16 protein-coding genes, 5 tRNA genes and 1 riboswitch are annotated in these 26,444 nt (G+C 73.0%); of the genes, 10 read left to right on the plus strand and 11 right to left on the minus strand.

Annotation, left to right across the window (positions count from 1 at the left end; all coding sequences use genetic code 11):
- Positions 1–204: 204 nt before the first annotated feature.
- Complete coding sequence (locus EV562_RS29110; protein ID WP_133889853.1) at positions 205–2,322, minus strand: asparagine synthase-related protein; 2,118 nt, start codon at positions 2,320–2,322, stop codon at positions 205–207.
- 950 nt (positions 2,323–3,272) lie between these two features.
- On the opposite strand from EV562_RS29110, the gene EV562_RS29115 reads away from it, so the two are divergent.
- From EV562_RS29115 to EV562_RS29130, 4 genes are all read left to right on the plus strand, one after another.
- Complete coding sequence (locus EV562_RS29115; RefSeq protein WP_133889854.1) at positions 3,273–4,694, plus strand: MFS transporter; 1,422 nt, start codon at positions 3,273–3,275, stop codon at positions 4,692–4,694.
- Positions 4,695–4,849: 155 nt separating this feature from the next.
- Positions 4,850–6,070 (plus strand): L-2-hydroxyglutarate oxidase, encoded by a 1,221-nt coding sequence (gene lhgO, locus EV562_RS29120; RefSeq protein WP_243860263.1) that lies wholly within the window; start codon positions 4,850–4,852, stop codon positions 6,068–6,070.
- A gap of 79 nt (positions 6,071–6,149) precedes the next feature.
- The gene (gene trmB, locus EV562_RS29125; protein WP_133889856.1) at positions 6,150–7,055 is read left to right on the plus strand and encodes a tRNA (guanosine(46)-N7)-methyltransferase TrmB; all 906 of its coding nucleotides are present in this window, start codon (positions 6,150–6,152) and stop codon (positions 7,053–7,055) included.
- A 10-nt stretch (positions 7,056–7,065) separates the two neighbouring features.
- Positions 7,066–8,520: a PrsW family intramembrane metalloprotease gene (locus EV562_RS29130; RefSeq protein WP_243860241.1), complete on the plus strand. Its 1,455-nt coding sequence runs from the start codon at positions 7,066–7,068 to the stop codon at positions 8,518–8,520.
- On the opposite strand, the gene EV562_RS29135 is transcribed toward EV562_RS29130, so the two are convergent.
- The 5 genes from EV562_RS29135 to EV562_RS29155 all read right to left on the minus strand — a co-directional run bounded on the left by EV562_RS29135 (position 8,501) and on the right by EV562_RS29155 (position 13,685).
- Entirely contained in the window at positions 8,501–9,445 is a 945-nt protein-coding gene (locus EV562_RS29135; protein WP_133889857.1) for an aldo/keto reductase, read from the minus strand. The genes EV562_RS29130 and EV562_RS29135 overlap by 20 nt on opposite strands.
- 148 nt (positions 9,446–9,593) lie before the next feature.
- Entirely contained in the window at positions 9,594–10,637 is a 1,044-nt protein-coding gene (locus EV562_RS29140; protein ID WP_133889858.1) for a M23 family metallopeptidase, read from the minus strand.
- Positions 10,638–10,648: 11 nt separating this feature from the next.
- A riboswitch (cyclic di-AMP (ydaO/yuaA leader) is annotated at positions 10,649–10,805 on the minus strand.
- A gap of 224 nt (positions 10,806–11,029) precedes the next feature.
- Positions 11,030–12,241, minus strand: a complete 1,212-nt coding sequence (locus EV562_RS29145; protein ID WP_243860242.1) for a PP2C family protein-serine/threonine phosphatase — start codon at positions 12,239–12,241, stop codon at positions 11,030–11,032.
- Between the two features lie 183 nt (positions 12,242–12,424).
- A tRNA-Met gene (locus tag EV562_RS29150) sits at positions 12,425–12,498 on the minus strand.
- Positions 12,499–12,554: 56 nt separating this feature from the next.
- Complete coding sequence (locus EV562_RS29155; protein ID WP_133889860.1) at positions 12,555–13,685, minus strand: dihydrofolate reductase family protein; 1,131 nt, start codon at positions 13,683–13,685, stop codon at positions 12,555–12,557.
- Between the two features lie 175 nt (positions 13,686–13,860).
- Between EV562_RS29155 and EV562_RS29160 the strand changes: the two genes are divergently transcribed.
- Entirely contained in the window at positions 13,861–14,832 is a 972-nt protein-coding gene (locus EV562_RS29160) for a MerR family transcriptional regulator (RefSeq protein WP_133889861.1), read from the plus strand.
- 106 nt (positions 14,833–14,938) lie between these two features.
- On the opposite strand, the gene EV562_RS29165 is transcribed toward EV562_RS29160, so the two are convergent.
- The 5 genes from EV562_RS29165 to EV562_RS29185 all read right to left on the minus strand — a co-directional run bounded on the left by EV562_RS29165 (position 14,939) and on the right by EV562_RS29185 (position 20,282).
- Positions 14,939–15,011, minus strand: a tRNA-Lys gene (locus EV562_RS29165).
- A gap of 118 nt (positions 15,012–15,129) precedes the next feature.
- Positions 15,130–16,665, minus strand: coding sequence for an amino acid permease (locus EV562_RS29170; RefSeq protein ID WP_133889862.1), 1,536 nt, complete (start codon positions 16,663–16,665; stop codon positions 15,130–15,132).
- Between the two features lie 129 nt (positions 16,666–16,794).
- A complete protein-coding gene (locus EV562_RS29175) occupies positions 16,795–18,975 on the minus strand; it encodes a DEAD/DEAH box helicase (protein WP_166662051.1) in 2,181 nt (726 codons plus the stop codon).
- 281 nt (positions 18,976–19,256) lie between these two features.
- Complete coding sequence (locus tag EV562_RS29180; RefSeq protein ID WP_133889864.1) at positions 19,257–19,805, minus strand: hypothetical protein; 549 nt, start codon at positions 19,803–19,805, stop codon at positions 19,257–19,259.
- Positions 19,806–19,931: 126 nt separating this feature from the next.
- Positions 19,932–20,282, minus strand: coding sequence for a metallopeptidase family protein (locus EV562_RS29185; protein WP_133889865.1), 351 nt, complete (start codon positions 20,280–20,282; stop codon positions 19,932–19,934).
- Between the two features lie 71 nt (positions 20,283–20,353).
- On the opposite strand from EV562_RS29185, the gene EV562_RS29190 reads away from it, so the two are divergent.
- From EV562_RS29190 to hrpA, 5 genes are all read left to right on the plus strand, one after another.
- Entirely contained in the window at positions 20,354–21,976 is a 1,623-nt protein-coding gene (locus tag EV562_RS29190) for a metallophosphoesterase (protein WP_166662052.1), read from the plus strand.
- Between the two features lie 80 nt (positions 21,977–22,056).
- Positions 22,057–22,129, plus strand: a tRNA-Glu gene (locus EV562_RS29195).
- Positions 22,130–22,163: 34 nt separating this feature from the next.
- A tRNA-Asp gene (locus EV562_RS29200) sits at positions 22,164–22,238 on the plus strand.
- Between the two features lie 24 nt (positions 22,239–22,262).
- Positions 22,263–22,336, plus strand: a tRNA-Phe gene (locus EV562_RS29205).
- A gap of 97 nt (positions 22,337–22,433) precedes the next feature.
- Entirely contained in the window at positions 22,434–26,417 is a 3,984-nt protein-coding gene (gene hrpA, locus EV562_RS29210; RefSeq protein ID WP_133889866.1) for an ATP-dependent RNA helicase HrpA, read from the plus strand.
- Positions 26,418–26,444 lie beyond the last annotated feature (27 nt).

The raw sequence follows: 26,444 nt of genomic DNA on the forward strand, positions 1-26,444 counted from the left end.
CCGAGCCCTCTTCAAGTAACCGATTCCGCGCCGTTCCGAGGACGGACACCCCCCGCCCCGGCCCCGCACCACCCACCGAACCCAAGGCGCTACACACACCCCCACCCAACCCGCACAGGCGCCGCAGGCATCCACACCCATCCACCCGCACAGGCGCCGCAGGCATCAACCCCCGCGCAACCGCCGGAGGCACCCCGCCCCCTGTCAGGCCCGGCGTACGACCGTTCCCGCCCCGCCCAGCGCCCCCCGCTGCGGTGCGATGCCCGCGGGTACCGCGCGTTGGCGGGCCGGGGTGCCGGTCCAGCAGGTGCCGCGGCGGGCGAGGAGGCGGCCGAGCCACAGCTCCAGCGAGACGAGGTCGGCCAGCCCGTCCAGCGGCAACGGTTCACCCGCCGCCGCCGCGCGCACCGCCTTGCGCACCACTCGCGCCTCCACGAGCCCCGCCTCCGCGAGCAGCGGCCGGTCGAAGAGCCCCAGCAGGGAGTCCGCGGAGGCCCGCAACCCCGTCCGCGCCGCGGAGGCCGCCAGCGCCTGGGTGGGCGCCCCCCACCCGCTCGGCAGTTCGCTCACCCCCGCCCCCTCCAGCACCGTCCGCAGGATCGCCGCCCGCGCCCCCGGCCGCACCCGCAGCGCCTCCGGCAGGGCCCGGCAGGCACGGACGACCTGGTTGTCGAGGAACGGCGTGTGCAACCGCTGGAAGCGGATCTCGGCGGCCTGCTCCAGCACCCGCACGTCCGCGGCCTGCCGCGCCAGCGCCGCCCGCGCCCGGAAGTCCCCCGGCCGCTGCCCCGGCCCCACCCCCGACCGCTGCGAGGACGTCTGAAGGCGAACCGATACTTCGGCCAGCGCCTCTCCGGTCAGCCACCGCGCCGCAGGACCCGCCCCGGCCCAGGTCAGCGCGGCAAGGGAGGCGTCCATCGCCCCGTCGCCCGGCGGGTCGAAGCGTCTGCGCAGCAACCGCTCGGCGAGCACCTCCAGGCCGCTCCGGTACGGCGTGCGCGCCAGTCTTCGCGCCGCCGCGTACACACGCGCGGGGACCAGCACGGACCCGTCGGCCTTGGCGAGCGCGGCCACCGGCCGGACGAGGTGGCGCCGTTTGCGGTCCATGAGCAGGTCGGCCAGCCGCGCCGGATGGGCGTCGAGGACCTGCCGCGCCCCGTACCCGGTGAAGTGGTCCGCGCTGCCCGCGGCCAGCCGCGCGCGGTGCCGTGCGGCGGCGACCAGGAAGGAGCCCGGTTCGTCGGTCAGCGGCCCGTCCAGCGCGGCGAACGGCAGCATGTTCTCGCCGCCCGTGACCACCACGTGGTGGAGCCGGGGGTTGGCCGCCAGCGCGCCCGCCCGCGCCAGCTCGGGTTCCTGCCCGCCGACGGCGAGGTCGTTGAAGGTGACGGCCAGCAGCCGCTCCCCCGCCCCGGTGCCGTGTCCCAGCACGGTCCCCGGCATCCCCGGCAGCCCGGCCGCCAGCAGCGCCAGCGTGCCCGAGGCCGGGCCGCCGGACAGGTCGGCCCCGATCCCCGGCACCGGCATCCCGCGCGCCGCACGCCGTTCCGCGGGTCCCATGCCCGGCACGGGGCCGGGGTCGATGCCGTCCCCGGGGACGTGCCGGGGCGCGGCGAGCCGCGTGCGCACCGCCTCGACCAGGGCGTCCCGCACACCGTCCACCGCACGGTCCGGGTCGGCCGCGGGCGCCGCGACGGCGAGCGAGGCCACCGGCTCGTACCCGGCGATCTCGCGTGCCCCGGCGCGCAGGATCAGCGCGTGCCCCGGCGGAACACGCTTCACGCCGTCGTACGGGGTGGAGTCGGCCAGCGCGGCCGGCACGTCGGGTGTGGCGAGCAGCGCGGCGAGGTGGCCGAAGTCGAGGTTGGCCTCGACGAGGTCGGCCAGCGGCAGCGCGGCGGTCGCGTACGCGGTGCCGCCCGCCCACGGGGTGTGGAAGACCGGCCGCGCGCCCGCGAGGTCGCCGCAGACGGTGATCCGCCGCCCCACCTGGACGACGGCCGTGTAACTGCCGGGCCACGCCGTCAGATGCCGCAGGGCACCCCCGCGCGCGGCGAACAGGGCGACCCGCAGCTGCTCGTCGCTCGCGCCGCAGATACCGAGGACGGCGATGCGGGTCTGTGGGTCCGCGGTGACGACGCGCACCTCGTCGGGGCGCCAGTCCCCGACCGCCCACAGGGGGTCGGGGTCGCCCCACAACGGCTGGGCGCCCACGGGCTGCACGGTCTCGCCGTCGTAGCCGGTGGCCCCCGCGGAGCCTTCCGCTCCGGCGATCCCGGCTGCTCCCACGGCGGCGCTGCTCCACCCCACCAACCACCGCATCGACGCCTCCACAGGCTGGGGACAACCAGCGCACGGTACGAACTGGTTCCCCATGCTGCCATGAAGGGCGCGCCACAGAGCGTCGGCGGAGCCGCGTGTGCTCCCCGAGTGCGCCCTCGACTCCGCCGGCCGCGGACGAGCGCGAGTACGTCAACTCCCCCTCCACGGAGGCCCGGACACCGACCGACGCGGACGCCCCGAGCCACCACCGAACCACCGGGCGCCACCCCGGAGGAACCACGAACCCGCCGCGAACCCACCGGGAGCCCACCCGCGAACCCGCCACGCACCCACCAGGCGCCCGCCCGCGCACCCGCCACGCACCCACCAGGCGCCTGCCCGCGCCCCCGCCGTGAACCCACCAGGAGCACGGCCGAGAACCCGCCACGAACCCGCCACGACGGCACCCCGGAGACCACCCGCAGGCGACGCGAATGCGCCCCCTCAACGCGCCCTTTGGCGCCCCAATGCGCCCTCAACACCCGTGGTGAGGGCGGTCGCACCCCGAAATCACCGACGGCGATTTTCAGCCAATTCAGCGTCACGTGTTCGCACTCGAACACGCTCCGTACACCTTCGCACACCACCCGGCACGGGGCCGGCGGCGTACGGTCCGGGGGACGTCACCCGCCCCCCGGACCGGTCCGCCGCCCGCGGGGATGTAGGCGGCGGTGTCCCCCAGCCCGCTGGATCCAGTACAGCGGGCCGACCCACGCACCGACCATGGAAACGCTCCCGCCGTGGCCGGAGAAGAGCGCACGCACGGGCGCACGGCCACACATCGGGAGCACGCGACAACAGACCGTACATACACCGCACTTGAGTACGGACCACAATCCCGCCATCCGGAAGAATGCCTCTTAACGCATGGGATGCGGCGAACTACGCTGGGTTTACGAATGCCGCGTGGTTATGCCAGCGCGGCAGCCGTCTGTGTCGAGGGGTGGCGCATGTCCAGGGAGCAACGCGGGCCGAACGAGAAGCTCGGCGCCGTTCTCGCCCTCGCGGGAATCAGCAACGCAGGACTGGCCCGGCGCGTCAACGACCTGGGCGCGCAGCGCGGGTTGACGCTGCGCTACGACAAGACGTCGGTGGCGCGCTGGGTGTCGAAGGGCATGGTGCCGCAGGGTGCCGCGCCGCACCTCATCGCCGCCGCCATCGGGCAGAAGCTCGGCCGCCCGGTGCCATTGCACGAGATCGGCCTGGCGGACGCCGACCCCGCGCCCGAGGTGGGCCTCGCCTTCCCGAGGGACGTCGGCCAGGCGGTCAGGTCCGCCACCGAGCTGTACCGCCTCGACCTCGCCGGCCGCCGGACCGGCGGCGGCATCTGGCAGTCGCTCGCCGGATCGTTCGCGGTCAGCGCCTACGCGACGCCCGCCTCGCGGTGGCTGATAACCCCGGCCGACAGCTCGGTGGCGCGCGAGGCCGGCCCGGCCGAGGACTCCGGCGCACCGCTCAAAGTCGGCCACAGTGATGTGCAGAAGCTGCGCGAGGCCGCCGAGGACGCCCGCCGCTGGGACTCCAAGTACGGCGGCGGCGACTGGCGTTCGTCGATGGTCCCCGAGTGCTTACGCGTCGAGGCGGCACCGCTGCTGCTCGGCTCCTACTCCGACGAGGTCGGCCGCGCCCTGTTCGGCGCCTCGGCCGAGCTGACCCGCCTGGCCGGCTGGATGGCCTTCGACACCGGCCAGCAGGAGGCCGCGCAGCGGTACTACATCCAGGCCCTGCGCCTGGCCCGCGCGGCGGCCGACGTGCCGCTCGGCGGCTACGTCCTCGCCTCGATGTCCCTGCAGGCCACCTACCGCGGCTTCGGCGACGAGGGCGTGGACCTCGCCCAGGCGGCCCTGGAGCGCAACCGGGGCCTGGCCACGGCACGCACCATGAGCTTCTTCCGCCTGGTGGAGGCTCGCGCCCACGCGCGCGCGAGCGACGCGGTGGCGGCCGGGGCCGCCCTGAAGGCCGCCGAGAGCTGGCTGGAGCGCGCCCGGCCCGGCGACAGCGACCCGTCGTGGCTGGGTTTCTACTCCTACGACCGGTTCGCCGCCGACGCCGCCGAGTGCTACCGCGACCTGAAGGCACCACGCCAGGTCCGCCGCTTCACCGAGCAGGCCCTGTCGAAACCGACGGAGGAGTTCGTACGCTCGCACGGCCTCAGGCTCGTCGTCTCGGCGGTGGCCGAGCTGGAGTCGGGCAATCTGGACGCGGCCTGCGAGCAGGGCGTGCGGGCGGTCGAGGTGGCCGGCCGCATCTCCTCGGCCCGCACCACCGAGTACGTGAAGGACCTCCTGCACCGTCTGGAGCCGTACGGCGACGAGCCGCGCGTGGTGGAGCTGCGCGAGCGCGCCCGCCCCCTGCTGGTGACCCCGGCCTGACCGCACCCCCCGCCCCGCCGCTCCCCCGTTCTCCCGTTCCCCGTTCTCCCCGCCCCTCCCGGGTTTGAGGGCGTTGTCAGTGGCGCAGTGCAGTATCGAAGCCGGGAGGTGGGCCGGAGATGGACCGGGAGAGTGGACCGGAGAGTGGACCAGTGCTGACCAGGACCGTTCGGAGCGGCGCGTACGACTGCGACGTGCTGGTGATCGGCGGCGGCATCGTCGGCCTGTCGACGGCGTACGCGATCACGCGTGCCGCGCCGGGCACCCGGGTCACGGTCCTGGAGAAGGAGCCGGGCCCCGCCCGCCACCAGACGGGCCGCAACAGCGGCGTCATCCACAGCGGTGTCTACTACCGCCCGGGCTCGCTGAAGGCGCGTTTCGCGGTCCGGGGCGCCGCCGAGATGGTCAAGTTCTGCGCCGAGTACGGCATCGACCACGCCGTCACCGGCAAGCTGATCGTCGCCACCGACCGCGCCGAGCTGCCCCGCCTGCACGCCCTCGTGCAGCGCGGCCGGGAGAACGGCATACCGGTACGCGAGCTGGGCGGCCCCCAGATCGAGGAGTACGAGCCCGAGGTGCGCGGCCTCGCCGCCATACACGTCGGCACCACCGGCATCTGCGACTACGGCGCCGTGGCCCGGCAGCTCGCCCACGCCTCCGGGGCCGACATCCGCTACGACGCCGAGGTGCACCGCGTCGACCGGCGCCCCGGCCTCGGGGTCGCCGTGCGCACCCGGGCCGGTGACGTGCTCCGCGCCCGGGTCATGGTCAACTGCGGCGGGCTGCACTGCGACGAGATCGCCCGGCTGACCGGCGACGACCCGGGCATGCGGATCGTGCCCTTCCGGGGCGAGTACTACGAGCTGGCGCGGCCCGAGCTGGTGCGGGGGCTGGTGTACCCGGTGCCGGACCCGGCGTTCCCGTTCCTCGGGGTGCACCTGACCCGCGGCATCGACGGCGGCGTGCACGTCGGGCCGAACGCGGTACCGGCGCTGGCCCGCGAGGGCTACGACTGGGGCGTGGTGCGCCCCAGGGAGCTGGGCGCGACCCTGGCCTGGCCGGGTTCGTGGCGGATAGCCCGGCGGCACTGGAGGTACGGGGCGGGCGAGCTGCGCCGGTCGCTGTCCACCCGCGCCTTCACCGCGGCGGTCCGCCGGCTGCTCCCCGCGGTGACCGAGGACGACCTGGTCGCGGCGCCGGCGGGCGTGCGCGCGCAGGCGGTGCTGGCGGACGGCACGCTGGTGGACGACTTCCTGATCAAGGAGGGCGCCCACGCGGTGCACGTGCTGAACGCGCCGTCGCCCGCGGCGACCGCGTCCCTGCCCATCGGCCGGGAGGTGGGGCGCAGGGCGCTGGCGATGCTGGGTGCCGAGTAGCGGTCCGCGCCCGCGGGGGCGACGCCGCCGACCGCTGCCAGCCGGGGCAGCCGCCGGCGCGGACTAAAATCGAGGCATTGTGTCTGACTCCCACCACACCCCCGAAGCCGCGCCCCGACCCCCCGCCGGGCCCTCCGCCCCCTCCGCCTCCCCGGCGTCCTCCGCGTCCTCAGCGTCCTCAGCGACGTACGGAGCGTCCGCGCGGCACGTCCGCGCCAAGGGCGAGCCCCGTTTCCCCGACGGGCCGAAGGCCGACCCCGCCGGGTCGCACTTCGAGCGGCGGATCCGCAGCTTCCAGCCGCGGCGGAGCCGGGTGACCACCGGACAGGCGGACGCGCTGCAGCGGCTGTGGTCCCAGTGGGGGCTGGACATCGACGGGCAGCGGGTCGTCGACCTCGCCGAGCTGTTCGGCAACGCCCGCCCGGTCGTCCTGGAGATCGGCTTCGGCATGGGCGAGGCCACGGCGGAGATGGCCGCCGCCGACCCGGACACCAACGTCCTCGCCGTCGACGTCCACACCCCGGGCCAGGGCAACCTGCTCGGTCTCGCGGACCGGAACGGGCTGTCCAACATCCGGGTGGGCAACGGCGACGCGATCATCCTCCTGCGCGAGATGCTCACCCCCGGCTCCCTGGCCGGGCTGCGCGTCTACTTCCCCGACCCCTGGCCGAAGAAGCGCCACCACAAGCGCCGGCTGATCCAGCCCGAGTTCCTGACGCTGGCCGCGACCCGGCTCGCCCCGGGGGCCGTCGTGCACTGCGCCACCGACTGGGAGCCGTACGCCGAGCAGATGCTCGACGTGCTCACCGCGCACCCCGACTTCGAGAACGCCGTGCCCGGTGGCGGTTTCGCGCCACGCCCCGACCACCGGCCGCTGACCCGTTTCGAGGGCCAGGGACTGGAGAAGGGACATGTGGTGAACGACCTGCTCTTCCGCCGCGTGCAGCACCACGACGGGCACCGGGAGCAGCCCCCCACCGGTTAGGGTCCATGCCGTGGCCACCTGTCCCGCGTATCCGACGAGTCCGCCGCGTCCGCACTGGTGGCAGCGCGCCTGGGTGCGTTACGGGGCACTGAGCACCCTGCTGGCGATCTCCGGCCTGGTGATCCTCGCCCTGGTGCGCGAGCAGACCGGCACCCAGGGGTTCCTGGTGGGACTCGGCCTCGCCGTGCTGCCCGTGCCGCTGCTCATAGCCGCGTTCCGCTGGCTGGACCGGGTCGATCCCGGCCCCTGGCGGAATCTGCTGTTCTGCTTCGCCTGGGGGGCCTGTGCGGCGGCGCTGATAGCGATCGTCGCCAACAGTTTCGCGACGCGCTGGATAGCGACCGCGACCGCCGACCCGGTCGGCGCGGACACGCTGGGCGCCACCGTCATAGCCCCGGTCGTCGAGGAGTCCGCCAAGGCCGCCGCCGTCCTGCTGGTCTTCCTCTTCCGCAGACGGGACTTCACCGGCATCGTCGACGGCGTGGTCGTCGCCGGGGTCACCGCCACCGGCTTCGCCTTCACCGAGAACATCCTCTACCTGGGCACCGCTTTCGGCACCGACCAGCTGACCGGCGACCGCGGCATCGCCTCGGTCACCGCGGCCACCTTCTTCGTGCGCGTCGTCCTGTCGCCGTTCGCGCACCCGCTGTTCACCGTGCTCACCGGCATCGGCTTCGGCATCGCGGCGCTCTCGGCGGGCCGGCACCGCCTGCGCCGGGCTCTGCTGCCCGTGGCCGGGCTGCTGCTCGCGATGGGTGTGCACGCCCTGTGGAACGGCTCGACCGCGTTCGGCGAGTTCGGCTTCTTCGCCGTGTACGCGGCGTTCATGGTGCCGTCCTTCGGCCTGCTGACCTGGCTGGTGATCTGGACCCGGCAGCGCGAGCTGGGCACGGTGCGCGCCGAACTCCCCGCGTACGTCGCCGCCGGGTGGCTGGCACCCGCCGAGCCGTACGCGCTCGGCTCGATGCGGGCCCGCCGCATCGCCCGGCGCTACGCCCGACGGCACGCCGGAAGGGAAGGGGCGCGGGCGGTGGCGCGGTACGAGGTGTACGCGACCTCGGTGGCCTTCCTGCGGCAGCGCGGCCGCCGGGGCCGGGCGGGCGCCGACTTCACCGTCCGGGAGCGGCACCTGCTGGACGCCCTGTGGCACCTGCGGGACGTGGCCCGTCCGGCGCTGGAGCACGCGGCCCGGGCCACGGCACCGCCGGCGTCCGTGCCGCGGCCGGTGCCCCCGTGGGCGTATCCGTACGGCGGAGCGCCCGGCGCGTACGGACCCGCACCGGCGCCCGCCCCGTCCGGACCCTACGGCTCACCCGCGCCGCACCCCCCGTACGTGCCCTACGCGCCGTACATGCCCTACGCGCCGTACGCCCCCTACGCCTCGTACGCCCCGCACGAGGCACCGGACCCCGACCGGCCCTGGAGCCGCGACGCGCGCCCGCCGCTCAGGCGGAGGCCCGGGTGAGCTTCCCGACCTCGTCGTCCGTCAGCTTCAGCCCGGCCACGCCCAGCAGGGCAGGCAACTGCTCCACCGTGCGGGCGGACGCGATCGGCGCCACCACCGTCGGCCGGGCGGCCAGCCAGGCCAGGGCGACCGTGGCGACGGGAGCGTCGTGGGCCTCGGCGACCTCGTCCAGAGCGGCCAGCACCCGGCGCCCGCGCTCGCTCTCCAGGTGCTTCGCCGCACCGCCGGCCCGCGGGCTGTCCACGGCCGTGCCGGGCCGGTACTTGCCGGTGAGGAACCCGGACGCGAGGGCGTAGTACGGCACGGCGGCGAGACCGGCCCGCTCGGCGAGGTCGCTCAGCTCGCCCTCGTAGGTGTCGCGGGAGACGAGGTTGTAGTGCGGCTGGAGGGCGACGTACCGGGCGAGGCCCTCGCGGTCGGAGAACTCCAGGGACTCCGCGAGCCGCTCGGCGGAGATGTTGGAGGCGGCGATGTGCCGCACCTTGCCCGCCTTCACCAGCTCGTCGAGGGCGCCGATGATCTCTTCGACCGGCACCTCGGGCTTGTCGAAGTGGGTGTAATAGAGGTCGATGCGGTCGGTGCCCAGACGGCGCAGCGAGGCGTCGGCCGCCGCCTTGATGTTCGCGGCGGACAGGCCCGGGTACTCGGGGTGCTGGCTGACCTTGGTGGCGAGGACGACGTCGTCACGGTTGCCGCGGGCCGCGAGCCACTTGCCGAGGACGGTCTCGGACTCGCCGCCGCTGTTGCCGTCGACCCAGGCGGAGTAGGAGTCGGCGGTGTCGACGAAGTTGCCGCCGGCCGCCGTGTAGGCGTCCAGGACGGCGAAGGACCGGTCCTGGTCGGCGGTCCAGCCGAAGACGTTGCCGCCGAGGGCCAGCGGGAAGACCTCGAGGTCGGAGGAGCCGAGCTTGCGCAGAGAAGTCATGTAAGGAGTCAACGACCGTACCGGAGCAGGCCATTCCGCGAGGCCCGCAAAGACCCCGCAAAACCACCGCGAACCGGCGGCCCTGACGCCGGGGGGTTGCCGTCAGGACCGCCGGAACGGGTGGTGCGGGGTGGGCCGGCGGAGCGGGTCAGGGGGTGAGGCCCTTGCCCAGCAGCCAGGCCATCGGGTCGATGCCCGAGCCGCCGGCCGTGTGCACCTCGAGGTGGAGGTGGGCGCCGGTGACGTTGCCGGTGGCGCCGACGCGGCCGATCACGTCACCGGTGGCGACCTTCTGGCCGACGCTGACGTTGATGGACGACTGGTGCGCGTACCAGAGCTCGGTGCCGTCGTCGAGGGTGAGCACGGTCTTGTAGCCGTACGAGCCGTCCCAGCCGGCCGACGTGATCGTGCCGCTGTGGACCGCCTTGAGCAGGGTGCCCGTGGGGGCGGCGAAGTCGAGGCCGGTGTGGTGGCCCGAGGCCCACAGGGAGCCGGCCTGGTTGAAGGTCGAGGAGATCGTGTACGAGGAGGTCGGCAGCGTGTACTGCTTGGCCAGCTTCGCGAGCCGCTCGGCCTCGGCCTTCTTCGCGGCCTCCTCCTCCGCCTTCTTCTTGGCGGCGGCGGCCTTGGCCTCGGCCTTCTTCTCCGCCTCGGCGGCGGCCTCCTGGGCCTTCTTCTCGGCCGCGGCCTGCGCCTCGGCGGCGGCCTTGGACTCGACCTGGGCCTGCTGCTGCTCGGCCTGCGCCATGATCCGGGCCCGCAGCGACTCACCGGCGCCGGCGGCGGAGGTGCCCTCGCCGGTGTCCGCGGCGGCGGTGACGCCGATGCCGCTGAGCGGGGTGGCGGAACCCTCGGGCTCCGCCTCCTCGTCGCCGCCGGGCACGAGGGAGCCGACGTTCGGCAGGTCGGGCATGGAGATGGACACCGGCGGCTTGCCGGTCTGCGCGCTGGCCATGCCGCCCGCGCCGACGGCGGCTATGACACCGACGCCGAGGACGGTGGAGCTGCGGGCGAGTCCGCCGCGCTGCTTGGCGACGCGGTGCCGGCCGCGCACGGGGCGGATGGACTCCTCGGTGGGATTCCACTCCTCCCAGGGACCCTCTTCGGCGCGGTGGGCGTCGTAGCCGAAGGTGTCGGTGCCGTGCCCTGCGGGCACGAACGGGGCCTCGGGGGCAGGCCGGTTGGACGCCACGTGGGCGTACTCCTTTCCTTCCTTTCGCCTACCGGGTTAGCTGACGGGTTCGGAGCAGGAAGGTCTCCTACGGGTGTGCGCCGACCGTGATTCCACGGCGGCATACGCCCGATTCACCCCAATGTGGTGGTTCCCCGGTTCCCTTGCGGGATTCGGCGCGTGCGCACGGAGCCGCCTTCTGTGACGGCTGGGACGACCGCGCTGCGTTATCGAACGTTAATAGACCCGAGCCTCCGATTCCAAGCCGTTCCTCTTGATCGTTAACGAGAACGGCCGGGACGTACCCCTCAGGGCCGGTGAAAACCGGGCGAGTTGACCCGGCCTCAGTATTCCCCTTCACGTCACTTTCTTCTGACGGTATGTCAACCGTTATGCGCAGGGAGGTCGCCCCGTTACGGCTCGTGACAATGATCATGATCGCCCCGCCGGGGCCGCCGTACGGCGAGCAGCGCCATGTCGTCCGCCATGCCGCCCCCGGAGTGCCGGCGCACGTCCTCGGCGAGGGTGTCCAGCAGCGTCGTCGGATGCCTGAAGACGCGGCCCGTCAGCCGCGCCTGCGGATCGTAGAACTCGCCCTTCGCGTCCCGGGCTTCGGTCAGCCCGTCGGTGTAGAGCAGCAGGGTGGCCCCGCCGGGGAAGGCGACCTCGTCGGCCCGGTCGGGCCACACGCCCAGCTCGCCCATGCCGAGCGGCAGCGCCGACTCCCGGGCGGGCAGCGCGCCCAGCGTTCCGTCCGCGTAGAGCAGCAGGGGCGGCGGGTGACCGCGGTTGACGATGCGGACGGTCCCGGCGCCGTGCGGGAGTTCGGCGAGGACGGCGGTGGTGAAGCCCTCGAAGGCGTCCAGTCCCTCCCGCCGGGTGCCCTCGCGCGCCAGCGCCCGCTCCAGCCGCTGCGCCACCGCCTCCAGCGTGGCCTCCTGCTCGGCGGCCTCCCGGAAGGCGCCGATCACCACGGCGACGGCGGCGACCGCGCCCATGCCCTTGCCGCGCACGTCGCCGACGATGAGCCGGACGCCGCGGGCGCTGTCCTGCACCGCGTACAGGTCGCCGCCGATGAAGGCGTCGGCCTGCGCGGCCTGGTAGCAGACGGCGATCTCGAAACCCGCGATGCGTTCGGCGGGTTCGGGCAGGACGGCGCGCTGGGCGGCCTCGGCGATCTCGCGCACGGAGACGAGGCGCTCGTCGCTGCGGCGGACCAGACCGTTCACGAGGACGGCGAGCACGGCGACCGTCGCGATGGTGATCAGCTCGGTGAGGGAGTCGACGTAGTGGGCGACGCCCTTGCCGAGCTGCAGACCGATGACCGCGGCGACCACGGCGACACCGGTGAGGGCCGTGCCGCGCCGCGAGTAGAGCGGGGCGGCGATCAGGGGTGCGGCCGTGTAGAGGGGGCCGGCGGTGAAGTACCTCGGGGTGAAGACGTCGTACAGGATGGCGACGGCGATCAGCAGCACGGGGAGCGCGTGCACGAAGGCCCGTCCGTATCCGGTCCGGCGACGCGGGGGTGACCCGGCGGGCGGCCCCTCGTCCCCGAGGCCGGGGTCCGGCACGGGGTCGCCGGGGAGCCTGCCACCGGCCCTGGCGGCCGCTCCCTCGTCCTCCACGTCACCTGGCCGCACCACTCGTCTCCCGCCACCCCGCACGTTCGCGCCGCTCGCCGTCCAGGGCTCCAGGTTTCCGGCAGCGGGGGCGGGGGGCGAGCGGTGAGGGGCCGACCGGATGACACGGTTCGCGGCGGGACGCACCGAGGGCCGGAACCCTTTCGGATTCCGGCCCTCGGCCTTCAGTAGCGGGGACAGGATTTGAACCTGCGACCTCTGGGTTATGAGCCCAGCGAGCTACCGAGCTGCTCCACCCCGCGTCGTTGTGTTCACCACTGTACGTCATCCCGGGCCCGGAATGCACATCGGTATCCGCCTACCCCTCCAGATGGCGGTTGGGGGCCTTGGCCCGTGCCTCGTACTCGGCCAGGACGACGACGTCGGCACCCCCCGCGGCGAGCACCCCGCTCCCGTCCGCCCCCGGCACGAAGGTGTCCGGCTCCCGCCAGGCCGTGACGACGCGCCGCACCCCGGCGTCGAGGATCAGCCGGGCGCAGGGCGCGGGCCGGGAGGCACGGCGGGCACAGGGCTCCAGGCTGCTGTACACGGTCGCGCCCGCGAGCCGCGCGTCCGAGGGGTCGGTCTTCGCGAGCGCGGCCTCCTCGGCGTGCACGACGGGATCGCCGCCCTCCCGCGAGTACCCCCGCGCCAGCTCGCTCCCGTCGGCGGCGACCACGACCGCCCCCACGCTGAACGCGGTCTCCGAGGGCGGGCACAGCCCGGCCAGCTCACAGGCGAGTGCCAGCCAGTGCCGGTCGGCGGCGGTGACACGGTCACCGGTCCCCGGGGCGGTCGGCAGGTAGCGCGTCAGCACCACGTCCTCGATCCGCCGCGTCTCCACCAGCCGCAGCCGCCCGCCCTGGTAGGCGCCGGGCCCGAACAGCCGGGGCGCCGCCGGGTCGCCCACCAACAGCGGCGCGAGGACGAGCTGCAGCTCGTCGGCGAGTTCCCGCTGGAGCAACTGGGTGTGGACGCTCCCGCCGCCCTCCACCATGAGCCGCCGCACGCCCCGCCGGTCGTGCAGGTACTCCAGCGCCGCCCGCCAGTCGAACACCGGCCCGAGCGACACCACGTCGGCACCGATCCCGAGCCCCTGGGCCCGCCGGGCGCCGTCGTCCGTGGTCAGCAGCAGCTTCTCTCCGCCCGTGTGCCAGAACCGCGCCGCCGGATCCAGCTCCCCGCTGCCGCTGACGGTGACCTTGAGCGGGTACTCCGCCTCCCCCGCCGCCACCCGCGCCGCCCGCCGCTCGGCCGAGTTCACCAGCAGCCGCGGGTTGTCGGCCCGGATCGTCCCGGCCCCGACCAGGATCGCGTCGACCGACGCCCGCACCTCGTCGACCCGGTCGAAGTCGGCGGGGCCGGACAGCAGGAGCCGGTCGGGGCCGGTGTCGTCCAGGTAGCCGTCGAGGGAGACGGCGGCGGAGAGGAGGACGTGGGGCAGGGGCATGCGGTGCACTCCGGGAGGGCGGGCGGCGGGGTCCGGCGGAGCACACACTAGGCGGCGACGCCGTCGCCACGGTTCACCGCGCCCCGCGGGCAGGCGCCGCCCCCTCGCCTCCGCGCCCCGCGGGCGTCCGGCACGGCTTGACTCTCCAGCGACTGGAGACCGGAGAGTGGGCGTCATGAACGGCGCGACGCCCCTGTACTCGATCGGTGAACTGTCGGTCCGCACCGGTGTGCCGGTCCGGACCATCCGGTTCTACTCGGACACCGGACTGCTACCCCCCACGGACCGCACCCCGGCCGGTTACCGCCGTTACGACGAAGCGGCCCTCGGCCGGCTGCACCTCGTCGGCGTCCTGCGGGAGCTGGACGTCGATCTCGGCACGGTCCGCCGTGTCCTGGACGGAGACCTCTCCGTCGCCGACGTCGCCGCCGCGCACGCCGACGCCACCGCCCTCCAGATCCGCGCCCTGCGCCTGCGCCACAGCATGCTGCGGCTCGTCGCCCGGCGCGGAGCCGGCCCCGAGGAGACCGTTCTCATGCACCGGATCGCCCGCCTCACCTCCGACGAACGACGGCGCGCCGTCGCCGACTTCATCGCCGGGCTCGGCGCCGACACGCCACAGTCCCGCGACGCCGCCGCCGCCCTGCGCACCGCACTGCCCGAACTCCCCGAGGAGCCGTCCGACGCCCAGCTCGCCGCGTGGGTGGAGCTGGCCGAACTCATCGCCGACGACGACTTCCGCGCGCGCATGGCCCGTGCCGCGCTGCCGCCCGCCGACGAGGAGGTGCTGCCGGACGTGGCCCCGGAGGCGGTGGCGGAACTCATCCCCTACGTCAGGCAGACCGTCGCCGCCGCCCGGGAGGCGGGCATCGACCCGGAGGCCGCCGGCGCCGTCCCGGTCGCCGACGCCGTCGCCGAGCGCTTCGCCGCCGTACTCGGCCGCCCCGACGGCCCGGAGCTGCGGGAGTGGATGGCGCGGCGGTTCGAGGCGGGACACGATCCGCTCGTCGAGCGGTACTGGCGCCTGGTCTGGGCCGTCAACGACTGGCAGGTGATCCCCGGTCACCAGCCCTTCCAGCCCTGGATGGCCCGGGCACTTGGCGGCTCCGGCCGGGTCGGTACCGGTCTCCGTGGAGCCACGCACTGAGGCGGGCGGGGATCCACCCGTCGAGAACGAGTCAGCGCCCGAGACGGCGGAAGCGGACTCGGGCGCTGACTGGCAGGTCGGAGCCGGACGGCCCGCCTGCGCGCGGTAGGCCCTGTGGGACTCGAACCCACAACCAATGGATTAAAAGTCCACTGCTCTGCCAATTGAGCTAAGGGCCCAGGCGGTGTGTCGCGCGGTGTTGCGTGATGTTGCCACACCGAGCATAGCCCGCCGCGGCCGGGACGCCGATCGGGTATCGGGGTCCCGGCCGCGTCGGAGGAGAGCGGGGCTCCGGGGTTACGGGTCCACCGGCTCGGGGGTGTTCGCGCGGGCGGCGGCGCGGGCGCGGGTGCGTTCGTGGTCGGGGTTGAGGAACCAGTGGCGGGCCGAGGCGAGCCACCAGGTGGCGGCGAAGCCGAGGACGACCAGGACGGCGATCGGCGCGTAGTTGAAGGTCTCCCAGGTGACCGGGGACACCTGGGGCAGCATGAACAGCACCGTGATGACGCCGACCCACGTCACCGCGATCACCCCGACCGCCCGGGACCAGCGGCCCAGGTGCCACGGCCCGCGTTCGAAGGCGGCGCCCTTGCGGACCCGCAGGAGCGTCGGGATGACGTAGGCGATGTAGAGACCGATGACCGCGATGGAGGTCACCGCGGCGTACGCCGTGACGTTGATCAGGTACGGGAGGCCGAGGACCAGCGCGGCCAGTGCCGCCAGCCAGACCGCCGCGACCGGCGTGCGGGTGCGCGGGTTCACCGAGTGCCAGACGTGGGAGTACGGGAGGGCTCCGTCGCGCGAGAAGGCGTAGATCATGCGGCTGTTGGCCGTCACCGACGCCATCCCGCAGAACAGCTGCGCCCCGATCACGACGAGGAGCAGGAGCTTGCCCGCCGTGGCGCCGAGGGCGTCGAGGAGGATCTGCGCGGGCGGCGCACCGGTCGGCGAGGTCAGGGCGCCGTCGTAGGACTGGATCGCGAAGGTGAAGCCGAGGAGGAGGACGAAGCCCGCGATCCAGGAGGTCCAGATGGAGCGGACGATGCCCTTCGGACCGGCCGTCGAGGCGTCGTGGGTCTCCTCGGTCATGTGGGCGGAGGCGTCGTAGCCGGTGAAGGTGTACTGGGCCATCAGGAGGCCGATCAGGACCACGTAGACGCCGCTGCCCCAGCCCGTGTTGTTCACGAACTCGCCGAACACGAAGGACGCCGACCGGTGGTGGTCCGGCGCGAAGGTCAGCGCGCCGACGATCACCGCGACGCCGAGGACGTGCCACCACACGCTCACGCTGTTCAGCAGGCCGACGATGCGGACGCCGAAGGTGTTCAGCAGGCCGTGGAGGACCAGGATCGCCGCGAAGAGGAGGATCGTGCGGCCCGGCGTCACCTCGAAGTCGAACTGCAGGTTCAGGTAGGCGCCCAGGAAGGACGCGGCACCGAAGTCGATGCCGGCGGTCACCGCGACCTGGCCCAGCACGTTGAACCAGCCCGTGAACCAGGCCCAGGCCGCCGCCGTCCGGGGCGGCGCCAGGCGGTGCGCCCAGAAGTACAGGCCCGCCGAGGTCGGGTACGCCGAGCAGATCTCCGCCATCGCCAGGCCGACGAAGAGGGTCATCAGGCCGACCGCGACCCAGCCCCAGGTGATGACGGCGGGGCCGCCCGTGTTCATGCCGAAGAGATAGAGGGTCAGGCAGCCCGACAGGACCGAGATGATCGTGAAGGAGACCGCGTAGTTGGAGAACGCCGACATGCGGCGGGCCAGAACCTGGGTGTAGCCGAGCTGGGCCAGCCGTTCCTCGTCCGACAGCCCACTCACCTTGGCGTCATCTGTCATGCCCCCAGCAATTCCCTTGCGGTGAGCGTGACATGCGTCACTCCGTGGCCGAAACCGGACCGCAACGCGAAGCGCCGTGGCCTCCACCCGGTGGGGTGGAGGCCACGGCGCTTCTCAGGACGTCAGGCGTCAGCCGTTGCGCTTCCAGCGCGGCTTGTCGTCACGGCGGCCGAAGGACGAACCACGGTGGTCGTCGCGGCGGCCGGACGGGCGGTCGTGACCGCCGGAGCGGAAGCCGGGGCGGTCGCCCTGGCGGTCGCGGTTGAACGGACGGTCACTGCCCCGGTGTCCGCCGCGGTCGTCGCGACGCTCGAAGGAACGGCCACCGCGGTCGCCCCGGTCGTCACGGCGCTCGAAGGAACGCCCGCCACGGTCACCGCGGTCACCGCGGTCGTCACGGCGGAAGCCACCGCGGTCGCCCCGGTCGTCACGACGCTCGAACGAACGCCCGCCGCGGTCGTCGCGACGGTCGAAGGAACGGCCGCCACGGTCGTCACGGCGGTCGTCACGGCGGAAGCCGCCACGGTCACCACCACGGTCGCCCCGGTCGTCGCGACGGAAGCCGCCACGGTCACCGCGGTCGTCGCGACGGTCGAAGGAACGGCCACCGCGGTCGTCACGGCGGTCGTCACGGCGGAAGCCGCCACGGTCACCACGGTCGCCCCGGTCGTCGCGACGGAAGCCACCACGGTCACCGCGGTCGTCGCGACGGTCGAAGGAACGCTCGCCCCGGTCGGCGAAGCGGTCGCGGCCGGCGCCGCCGGTGCGCTCCGTCTTCTCCACGTCCCGCGCGCCGGGCTGCTCGGGCAGCGAGACCTCGGTCTCGGACGCCGCGGCGGCCACCTCGGCCAGGACCGTCTCCGGGTCCTCGCCGCGCTCCCGCGCGACCCTGGCGACCAGACGGTCCGCCTCCTCGCGCAGCTCGGTGGCGCGGCGCTGGGCCCGCTCCAGCTCCTTGGTGAGCTGACCGACCTCGCGCTCGGCCTGCTGCGCCGCGTTGCCCGCCGACTCGGCCTGGACCTCGGTCATCGACCGGGCCCCGGTGATCTCGGCGACCTCCGGGTCGAAGGCGGCGCCGCCCTGGACGATGTGGCGCGTGGCGTCGACGCCCGCGTCCTCCATCAGCCGGAAGATCTGGCGGCGCTGGTGCGGCAGGGAGAGCGAGACGACCGTGCCGGTGCGGCCGGCGCGGGCGGTGCGGCCCGCGCGGTGCAGGTAGTCCTTGTGGTCGCCGGCCGGGTCCACGTTCAGGACGAGGTCGATGCCGTCGACGTGGATGCCGCGCGCGGCGACGTCGGTGGCGACGAGCGCGTTGACGTAGCCCTTCTTGAAGTCCTCCAGCACCCGGGTACGCGCGCCCTGCGTCATACCGCCGTGCAGCGCGTCGGCCTTCACACCGGCGTCGCACAGCTGCTCGGCGATACGGTCGGCGCCGAGCTGGGTGCGGACGAAGATGATCGTGCGGCCCTTGCGCGAGGCGATCGCGGCGGTGACCGGCGCCTTGTCCTTGGGCTTCACGACGAGGATGTGGTGCGACATGGTCGTCACGTTGCCCTGAGCGCTGTCGACCTCGTGCGTGACCGGGTCGGTGAGGTAGCGCTTGACCAGCGTGGAGATCTCGTTCTCCATCGTGGCCGAGAAGAGCATGCGCTGGCCGCCCGCGGGGACCTGGTCGAGCAGCTCGGTGACCTCGGGCAGGAAGCCGAGGTCCGACATCTGGTCGGCCTCGTCGAGAACGGCGATCTGCACGTTCTCCAGGGAGCACGCGCCGCGGTTGATGATGTCGCGCAGGCGGCCCGGGGTGGCGACGAGGATGTCGACGCCTCGCTCCAGGGCGTAGATCTGGTTGCCCATGGAGGTACCGCCGCAGACGACCTTCATCTTCAGGCCGAGGACGTCGCCGTAGGGCTGAAGGGCGTCGGCCACCTGCATGGCCAGCTCGCGGGTCGGCGTCAGGATGACGGCGCGGGGCTTGTGCTTCTCGGTGCGGCCGCCGGCCAGCGTGGCCAGGGTCGGCAGACCGAAGGAGAGGGTCTTGCCGGAGCCGGTGCGGCCGCGGCCGAGGATGTCCTTGCCCGCCAGCGCGTCCGGGATGGTCGCGGCCTGGATCGGGAAGGGGGTGGTCACGCCGTTCTGCGCGAGCTTGCGCACGACGCCCTCGGGGAGACCGAGGTCGGCGAACGTCGCCTCGGGAGCCTCGGCGGCTTCCGGGGCCTCGGTGGTAGCGGTGGCCTCGACGGCCTCCGGTGCACCCTCGACGCCCTCGGCGTCCTCGGGCACGACGACGTGATCAGTACTGGTCATGGACATGCGAATGCGAAACCTTCCGGAGTCTCTCGTCGGCACGCGCCCGTCAACTCCGTGAATCGCGATTCGCAATACGACCGCCTCGATGCGGTCCACCACGGCTAGGGGAGAGTACGCGCCACACGGCGCGCTCTGCGGTGGCGCCGGGCAAATGGGATCAAACGATCTACCACCATACGCACCCTCCACCCCCGAAGGCAAACCGGCCGCACAAGCCCAGCTCAGCGGCTCGCCGCCACTCGCCCCAACCGACCCGCCCGACCCAGCCGGCCCACCCGCCCGTTTTACGCCGGAGCCCCCGCCGCCGGAGCCGGCTCCCGCTGTTCGAGCTGGGTCCCGGGCGGCTCGTGCGCCGACGAGGAGGGCTCGGCCACCGTCGGCTCCGGCGTCGGGGAGGCGGGCGGCTCCTGGGTCGGCGTCGGCTCCGGCTCGGCCGGGCGGGTGGGCTCCACCGGAGGCGTCCACGTGGGCACGGGCCCGTGGTTCCCCCCGTTCGGCGGCCGGGCCCCGGTCGGGAGCGCGGCCGGGGGCGCCGGGGCGGACGCGTCCTTGCCCTTGCCCTTCCGGCCCTTCCCCTTGCCGTGGCCCTCGTCCTCGCCCTCGGCCTTCTTCCCCTTGCCGCGCTTGCCGTCGCCGGCCGCCGCGTCGTACCCGGCGTTCCCGCCGGAGACCGCGGGGCCGCCCTCCGGCGCCTCGCCGCCCCGTTCCCCGGCGGAGTGCGACGGCCCGACGCCCCCGCCGGGCTCGTCGTCGCCGACGCTCATGCAGCCGGCGGCGGCGACGACGGCCATGGCCGTGGCGGCCAGACGGACGGGTACGTACAAGGGGCGCACGGGCGGCCACCTCCGGGGGTCAGGAGTCGCCGTGCCCAACTCCCTTCACCCGCAAGAGGACACGCGCCCGCGCGGCCGATTTGACCCGAGCGCGTCACCCCGTACCCGAAGCGGGACCCGGGCGCGTCACCCGTACCCGAGGGAATGCAGCCGCGCGTCGTCGATCCCGAAGTGGTGGGCGATCTCGTGAACGACCGTCACCTCCGTCTCGGCGACCACGTCCTCGCGCGACGCGCAGAACCGCAGCGTCGGCCCCCGGTAGATGGTGATCCGGTCCGGCAGCACGCCCGCGTACCACTCCCCGCGCTCCGTCAGCGGCGTCCCCTCGTACAGCCCGAGCAGCTCGGGATCGTCCGCCGGCGGTTCGTCCTCGACGAACACCGCGACGTTGTCCATCAGCCGCGTCAGCTCCGGCGGGATCCGGTCCAGGGCCTCGGCGACCAGTTCCTCGAACTCCTCGCGCGTCATCTCCAGCACAGGCCCATTGTCGGGTACGACCGTGGAGTACGACCCGCATATCCGCCCCGCGACTTGGGCATACGGGACCAATGGTCCGCGTCCCCGCCGCAGCCCTGCACGCCCTGGCCGAGGTGATGAACCCCATCCGCAACGCCCCGCGCGCCCTCACCCGCCGCTGCCGAGCCCGGCGCGACCGGCGGGACCGCTGCGCCTCCGCGACCCCGGAACTCGCCGCCCGCCCCCGCCCCTGGATCCGCGCCGGCGGCCTCGTCGCCGTGGTGCTGCTCGGCGCCTGGCTGGGCCTGCTGGTCGTCGGCGACGTCCGGGCGCCGGTCGGCCCGATGGACACCACGATGACCCTGCGCCCGTCGCTGGCCGGCGGTACGAAGATCAACGTCTCGCCGCTGGGCGCCCTCCGGCTCGACAGCCATGTGGCCCCGGTCCGCCTCGACGTCAACGTGGACCAGCTCGACCCCGACCGCGCCCAGGCCCTCGTCGACCACCCCGAACGGCTCTCCGGCCTCCAGGACGAGGTCGCCCAGGACGTCGAGCACGGCACCCTCGACCTCGCCGTCCGCTCCTGCGTGGCCGTCGTCACCGGCGCCACCGCGCTCGGCCTCGCCGTCTACCGCCGTCCCCGGCGCGCCCTCGCCGCGGGGGGCCTCGCGCTCACCCTCCTGGTCGCCTCCGGCGGCACCGCCTACGCCACCTGGAACCCGGACTCCGTACTGGAGCCGAAGTTCTCCGGCCTGCTCTCCTCCGCACCCTCCCTCGTCGGCAACGCGCGCAGCATCGTGACCGAGTTCGACGTCTACCAGAAGGAACTGGCGCGCCTGGTGACCAACGTGACCAAGCTCTACGACGTCACCTCGACCCTCCCCGCCTACCAGCCCGACCCGACCACGATCCGCGTCCTGCACGTGTCGGACATCCATCTGAACCCGGCGAGCTGGAAGATCATCGCCTCGCTGGTGGCGCAGTACAAGGTGAACGTGATCGTCGACTCCGGCGACACGATGGATCACGGCACGGCCGCGGAGAACGGCTTCCTGGACCCGATCGAGGACCTCGGCGCCCCCTACGTGTGGGTCCGCGGCAACCACGACTCCCGGGGCACCCAGGAGTACCTCAAGCACCTGAAGAACGTGCACGTCCTGGACGACGGTCACGCCCGGAACGTCGCGGGCCTGCGCTTCGCCGGCATGGGCGACCCGCAGTACACCCCGGACCGCTCCGAGGCGGACGGCGCCGAGGCGTCCCAGGAGCTGGCCGGCGCCCGGCTCGCCTCCGCCCTGCGCGACCAGAGCGCGGCCGGCACCCCCGTGGACGTGGCCGTCGCCCACGAGCCCTCGGCCGCTCGCGAGGTCGACGGCGACGTACCGCTGGTCCTGGCCGGGCACCTCCACCACGAGGACATGAAGGTCATGAGGTACGGCACCCGGCTGCGCGTCGAGGGGTCCACGGGCGGCAGCGGCCTGCGCGCGGTCGAGGGCAAGTACCCCGACCCCATCCAGGCCTCGATCCTCTACTTCGACCGGGACTCCCGGCGCCTCCAGGCCTGGGACGAGATCGAGCTGGGCGGCCTGGGCCTGACCACGGCCGAGGTCAGCCGCCATCTGCCCAAGGAGAACCAGCCGGGCGCGGCCCCCTCCCCCTCCGTGAGCGGCCCGTCCCCCACCGCCCCGGACAGCCCCGCCCCCAGCACCCCGTAAAGCGTTTTGGCGATACCTCCCGCCATCCCATATGCTTCTCACGTCCCCGACGCGCTGCGAAGCGCCCAGGCGGGCCGATAGCCCTCATCGTCTAGCGGCCTAGGACGCCGCCCTTTCAAGGCGGTAGCACGGGTTCGAATCCCGTTGGGGGCACGCAGTACATGTGCGACACTGTCGTACGAAGCTTGGTCCTGTGGAGCAGTTTGGAGTGCTCGCCACCCTGTCAAGGTGGAGGCCGCGGGTTCAAATCCCGTCAGGACCGCTGAGGTTTCACGTGAAACCTCGCGGCTGGGTAGCTCAGTTGGTACGAGCGATCGCCTGAAAAGCGATAGGTCGCCGGTTCGACCCCGGCCCCAGCCACATACAACCCCCGTCGAGATCATCGACGGGGGTTCTGTGTTGCCCGGGCGGAAATCGTTCGCCAGGTTTTTCCCGAGGATGCGATCCTGGAACCCGTATGTCTACGCACCCTGCTCCCGCCCTCGGCACCCTCGCCCCCCGGCTGACCGAGCTGTCGCTGCGCGACGCGCACCGGCTCGGCCGCAGGCTGGAGGGTGCGCGGAAGATCCGTAAGCCGGAGGCCCGCGCCGCCGTCCTCGCCGAGATCGAGACGGAGGTGGCCCGGGCCGAAGAGCGCATCGGTGAACGCCGGGCACGCGTCCCGGCCGTCAGCTACCCCGAGCAGCTCCCGGTCAGCCAGAAGAAGGACGAGATCGCGGCGGCCATCCGTGATCACCAGGTCGTGATCGTCGCCGGCGAGACCGGCTCCGGCAAGACCACCCAGATCCCGAAGATCTGTGTCGAGCTGGGCCGCGGCGTCCGCGGCATGATCGGGCACACCCAGCCCCGCCGGATCGCCGCGCGCACCGTCGCCGAGCGGGTCGCGGACGAGCTGGACACGCCGCTCGGGGAGACCGTCGGCTGGAAGGTCCGCTTCACCGACCAGGTGAACCCGCAGTCCACCTTCATCAAGCTGATGACGGACGGCATCCTGCTCGCCGAGATCCAGACCGACCGCGAGTTGCGCGCCTACGACACGATCATCATCGACGAGGCCCACGAGCGGTCCCTCAACATCGACTTCCTGCTGGGCTACCTCGCCCAGCTGCTGCCCAAGCGCCCCGACCTCAAGGTCGTCATCACCTCGGCGACCATCGACCCCGAGCGCTTCTCCCGGCACTTCGGCGACGCCCCGATCGTCGAGGTCAGCGGGCGGACGTATCCGGTCGAGGTGCGGTACCGGCCGCTCCTGGAGGAGGACGGCGAGGACGCCGACCGGGACCAGATCACGGCGATCACCGACGCCGTCGAGGAGCTGATGGGCGAGGGCAAGGGCGACATCCTCGTCTTCCTCTCCGGCGAGCGGGAGATCCGGGACACGGCCGACGCGCTGGAGAAGAAGAAGTACAGATTCACCGAGGTCCTGCCGCTGTACGCCCGGCTGTCGCACGCCGAGCAGCACCGGGTGTTCCAGCAGCACACCGGGCGCAGGATCGTTCTCGCGACCAACGTCGCCGAGACCTCCCTCACGGTCCCCGGCATCAAGTACGTCATCGACCCCGGCTTCGCCCGCATCTCCCGCTACAGCCACCGCACCAAGGTGCAGCGGCTGCCCATCGAGCCGATCTCGCAGGCCAGCGCCAACCAGCGCAAGGGCCGCTGCGGCCGTACCTCCGACGGCATCTGCGTCCGGCTGTACTCCGAGGACGACTTCGAGTCCCGCCCGGAGTTCACGGACGCCGAGATCCTGCGGACGAACCTGGCCTCCGTCATCCTGCAGATGACCGCGGCCGGCCTCGGCGACATCGAGAAGTTCCCCTTCATCGACCCCCCGGACCACCGCAACATCCGCGACGGCGTGCAGCTGCTCCAGGAGCTCGGCGCGCTCGACCCGGCGCAGAAGGACGCGCGCAAGCGGCTGACCGACACCGGCCGCAAGCTCGCCCAGCTGCCCGTCGACCCGCGGCTGGCCCGGATGGTGCTGGAGGCGGACAAGAACGGCTGTGTCCGCGAGGTCATGGTCATAGCGGCGGCCCTGTCCATCCAGGACCCGCGGGAGCGCCCGGCGGAGAAGCAGGCGCAGGCCGACCAGCAGCACGCCCGCTTCAAGGACGAGAGCAGCGACTTCCTCGCGTTCCTCAACCTGTGGCGCTATGTGCGCGAGCAGCAGAAGGAACGCGGCTCGTCGTCCTTCCGCCGGATGTGCAAGCAGGAGTACCTCAACTTCCTGCGCATCCGCGAGTGGCAGGACATCTACACGCAGCTGCGCACGGTCGCCAAGCAGATGGGCATCCATCTCAACGACGCCGACGACGCCGCCCCCGACGACCGCGTGCACGTGTCGCTGCTCGCGGGTCTGCTCTCCCACGTCGGCATGAAGGACGTCAAGGACTCCGGCTCGGAGGGTGGCAGGAGCACGGGGAAGAACGAGTACCTGGGCGCCCGGAACGCCAAGTTCGCGATCTTCCCGGGTTCGGCGCTCTTCAAGAAGCCGCCGCGGTTCGTGATGTCCGCCGAGCTGGTGGAGACCTCCCGGCTGTGGGCCCGCGTCAACGCGAGGATCGAACCGGAGTGGGTCGAGCCGCTCGCCGGGCACCTCCTCAAGCGCACCTACAGCGAACCGCACTGGGAGAAGGACCAGGCGGCGGTGATGGCGTACGAGAAGGTCACGCTGTACGGCGTGCCGATCGTGGCGCAGCGCAAGGTGAACTACGGGCGGATCGACCCCGAGGTCAGCCGCGAGCTGTTCATCCGCAACGCCCTGGTGGAGGGCGACTGGCGCACCCACCACAAGTTCTTCGCGGACAACCGTAGGCTGCTGACCGAGGTCGAGGAGCTGGAGCACCGCGCCCGGCGCCGGGACATCCTGGTCGACGACGAGACGCTGTACGACTTCTACGACCAGCGGGTGCCCGAACACGTCGTCTCGGGTGCGCACTTCGACTCGTGGTGGAAGCACAAGCGGCACGAGCAGCCCGACTTCCTCGACTTCGAGCGCGAGATGCTCATCAACGAGAAGGCGGGGGCGGTCACCAAGGACGACTATCCGGACTCCTGGCGGCAGGGGCCGCTGAAGTTCCGGGTGACGTACCAGTTCGAGCCGGGGGCGGACGCCGACGGCGTGACCGTCCACGTGCCGCTCCAGGTGCTCAACCAGGTCACGGACGAGGGCTTCGACTGGCAGATCCCGGGCCTGCGCGAGCAGGTGGTCACGGAGCTGATCCGCTCCCTGCCCAAGCCGGTCCGCCGCAACTACGTGCCCGCCCCGAACTTCGCCCAGGCCTTCCTCGACCGTGCCGTGCCGCTCCAGGAGCCGCTGACGGTGACCATGGCGCGGGAGCTGAAGCGCATGGTGGGAGTCCCGTTCGACGCCGAGGACTTCGACTGGGCGAAGGTCCCCGACCACCTGAAGATCACGTTCCGGATCGTCGACGAACGCCGCCGCAAGCTCGCCGAGGACAAGGACCTGGAGGCGCTGAAGCTCCGGCTGCGCCCGAAGGCGCGCAAGGCGCTCTCGCAGGCCGCGGCGGCCACCGCGGAGCGCAGCGGCGGTGAGTCGCTGGAGCGCTCCGGTCTGACGGACTGGACGATCGGCACGCTGACCCGGGTCTTCGAGACCCGCCGGGCCGGGCAGCCGGTCAAGGCGTATCCGGCGCTGGTGGACGACGGGGCGAAGGCGAACACCGTCTCCGTCCGGCTCTTCGACACCGAGGCCGAGCAGGCGCAGGCGATGTGGAAGGGCACGCGCCGGCTGATCCTGCGCAACATCCCGGTCAACCCCGCGAAGTTCGCGTCCGAGAAGCTGACCAACCAGCAGAAGCTGGGCCTGTCCGCGAACCCGCACGGTTCGATCCAGGCGCTGTTCGACGACTGCGCCACGGCGGCGGCGGACAAGCTGATCGCGGACTTCGGCGGCCCGGCGTGGGACGAGGAGTCGTACCGGAAGCTCTACGACAAGGTCCGCGCGGAGATCGTCGACACGACCGTGCGCACCGTGGGCCAGGTGCAGCAGGTGCTGGCGGCCTGGCAGGCCTGCGAACGCCGCCTGAAGGCGGTACGCAGCCCCGCGCTGCTGGCGAACCTCCAGGACGTGCGGACGCAGTTGGACGCGCTGGTGAAGCCCGGCTTCGTCACCGAGGCGGGCATCAAGCGGCTGCCGGACCTGATGCGCTATCTGGTCGCCGCGGACCGGCGGCTGCAGCAGATGCCGACCGGTGTGCAGCGGGACACCTCCCGCATGGAGAAGGTCCACGAGATGCGCGACGAGTACGCGTGGCTGCTGGAGCAGATGCCGCAGGGCCGGCCGGTGCCGCAGCAGGTCCTGGACGTCCGCTGGATGATCGAGGAGCTCCGGGTCAGCTATTTCGCGCACGCGCTCGGCACGGCGTACCCCGTCTCCGACAAGCGGATCGTGAAGGCGATCGACGCGCTGGCACCGTGACGACGCCGTGAGCGAGCCCGTACGGAG

The sequence above is a fragment of the Streptomyces sp. BK208 genome (assembly GCF_004364245.1).
Lineage (GTDB): Bacteria > Actinomycetota > Actinomycetes > Streptomycetales > Streptomycetaceae > Streptomyces.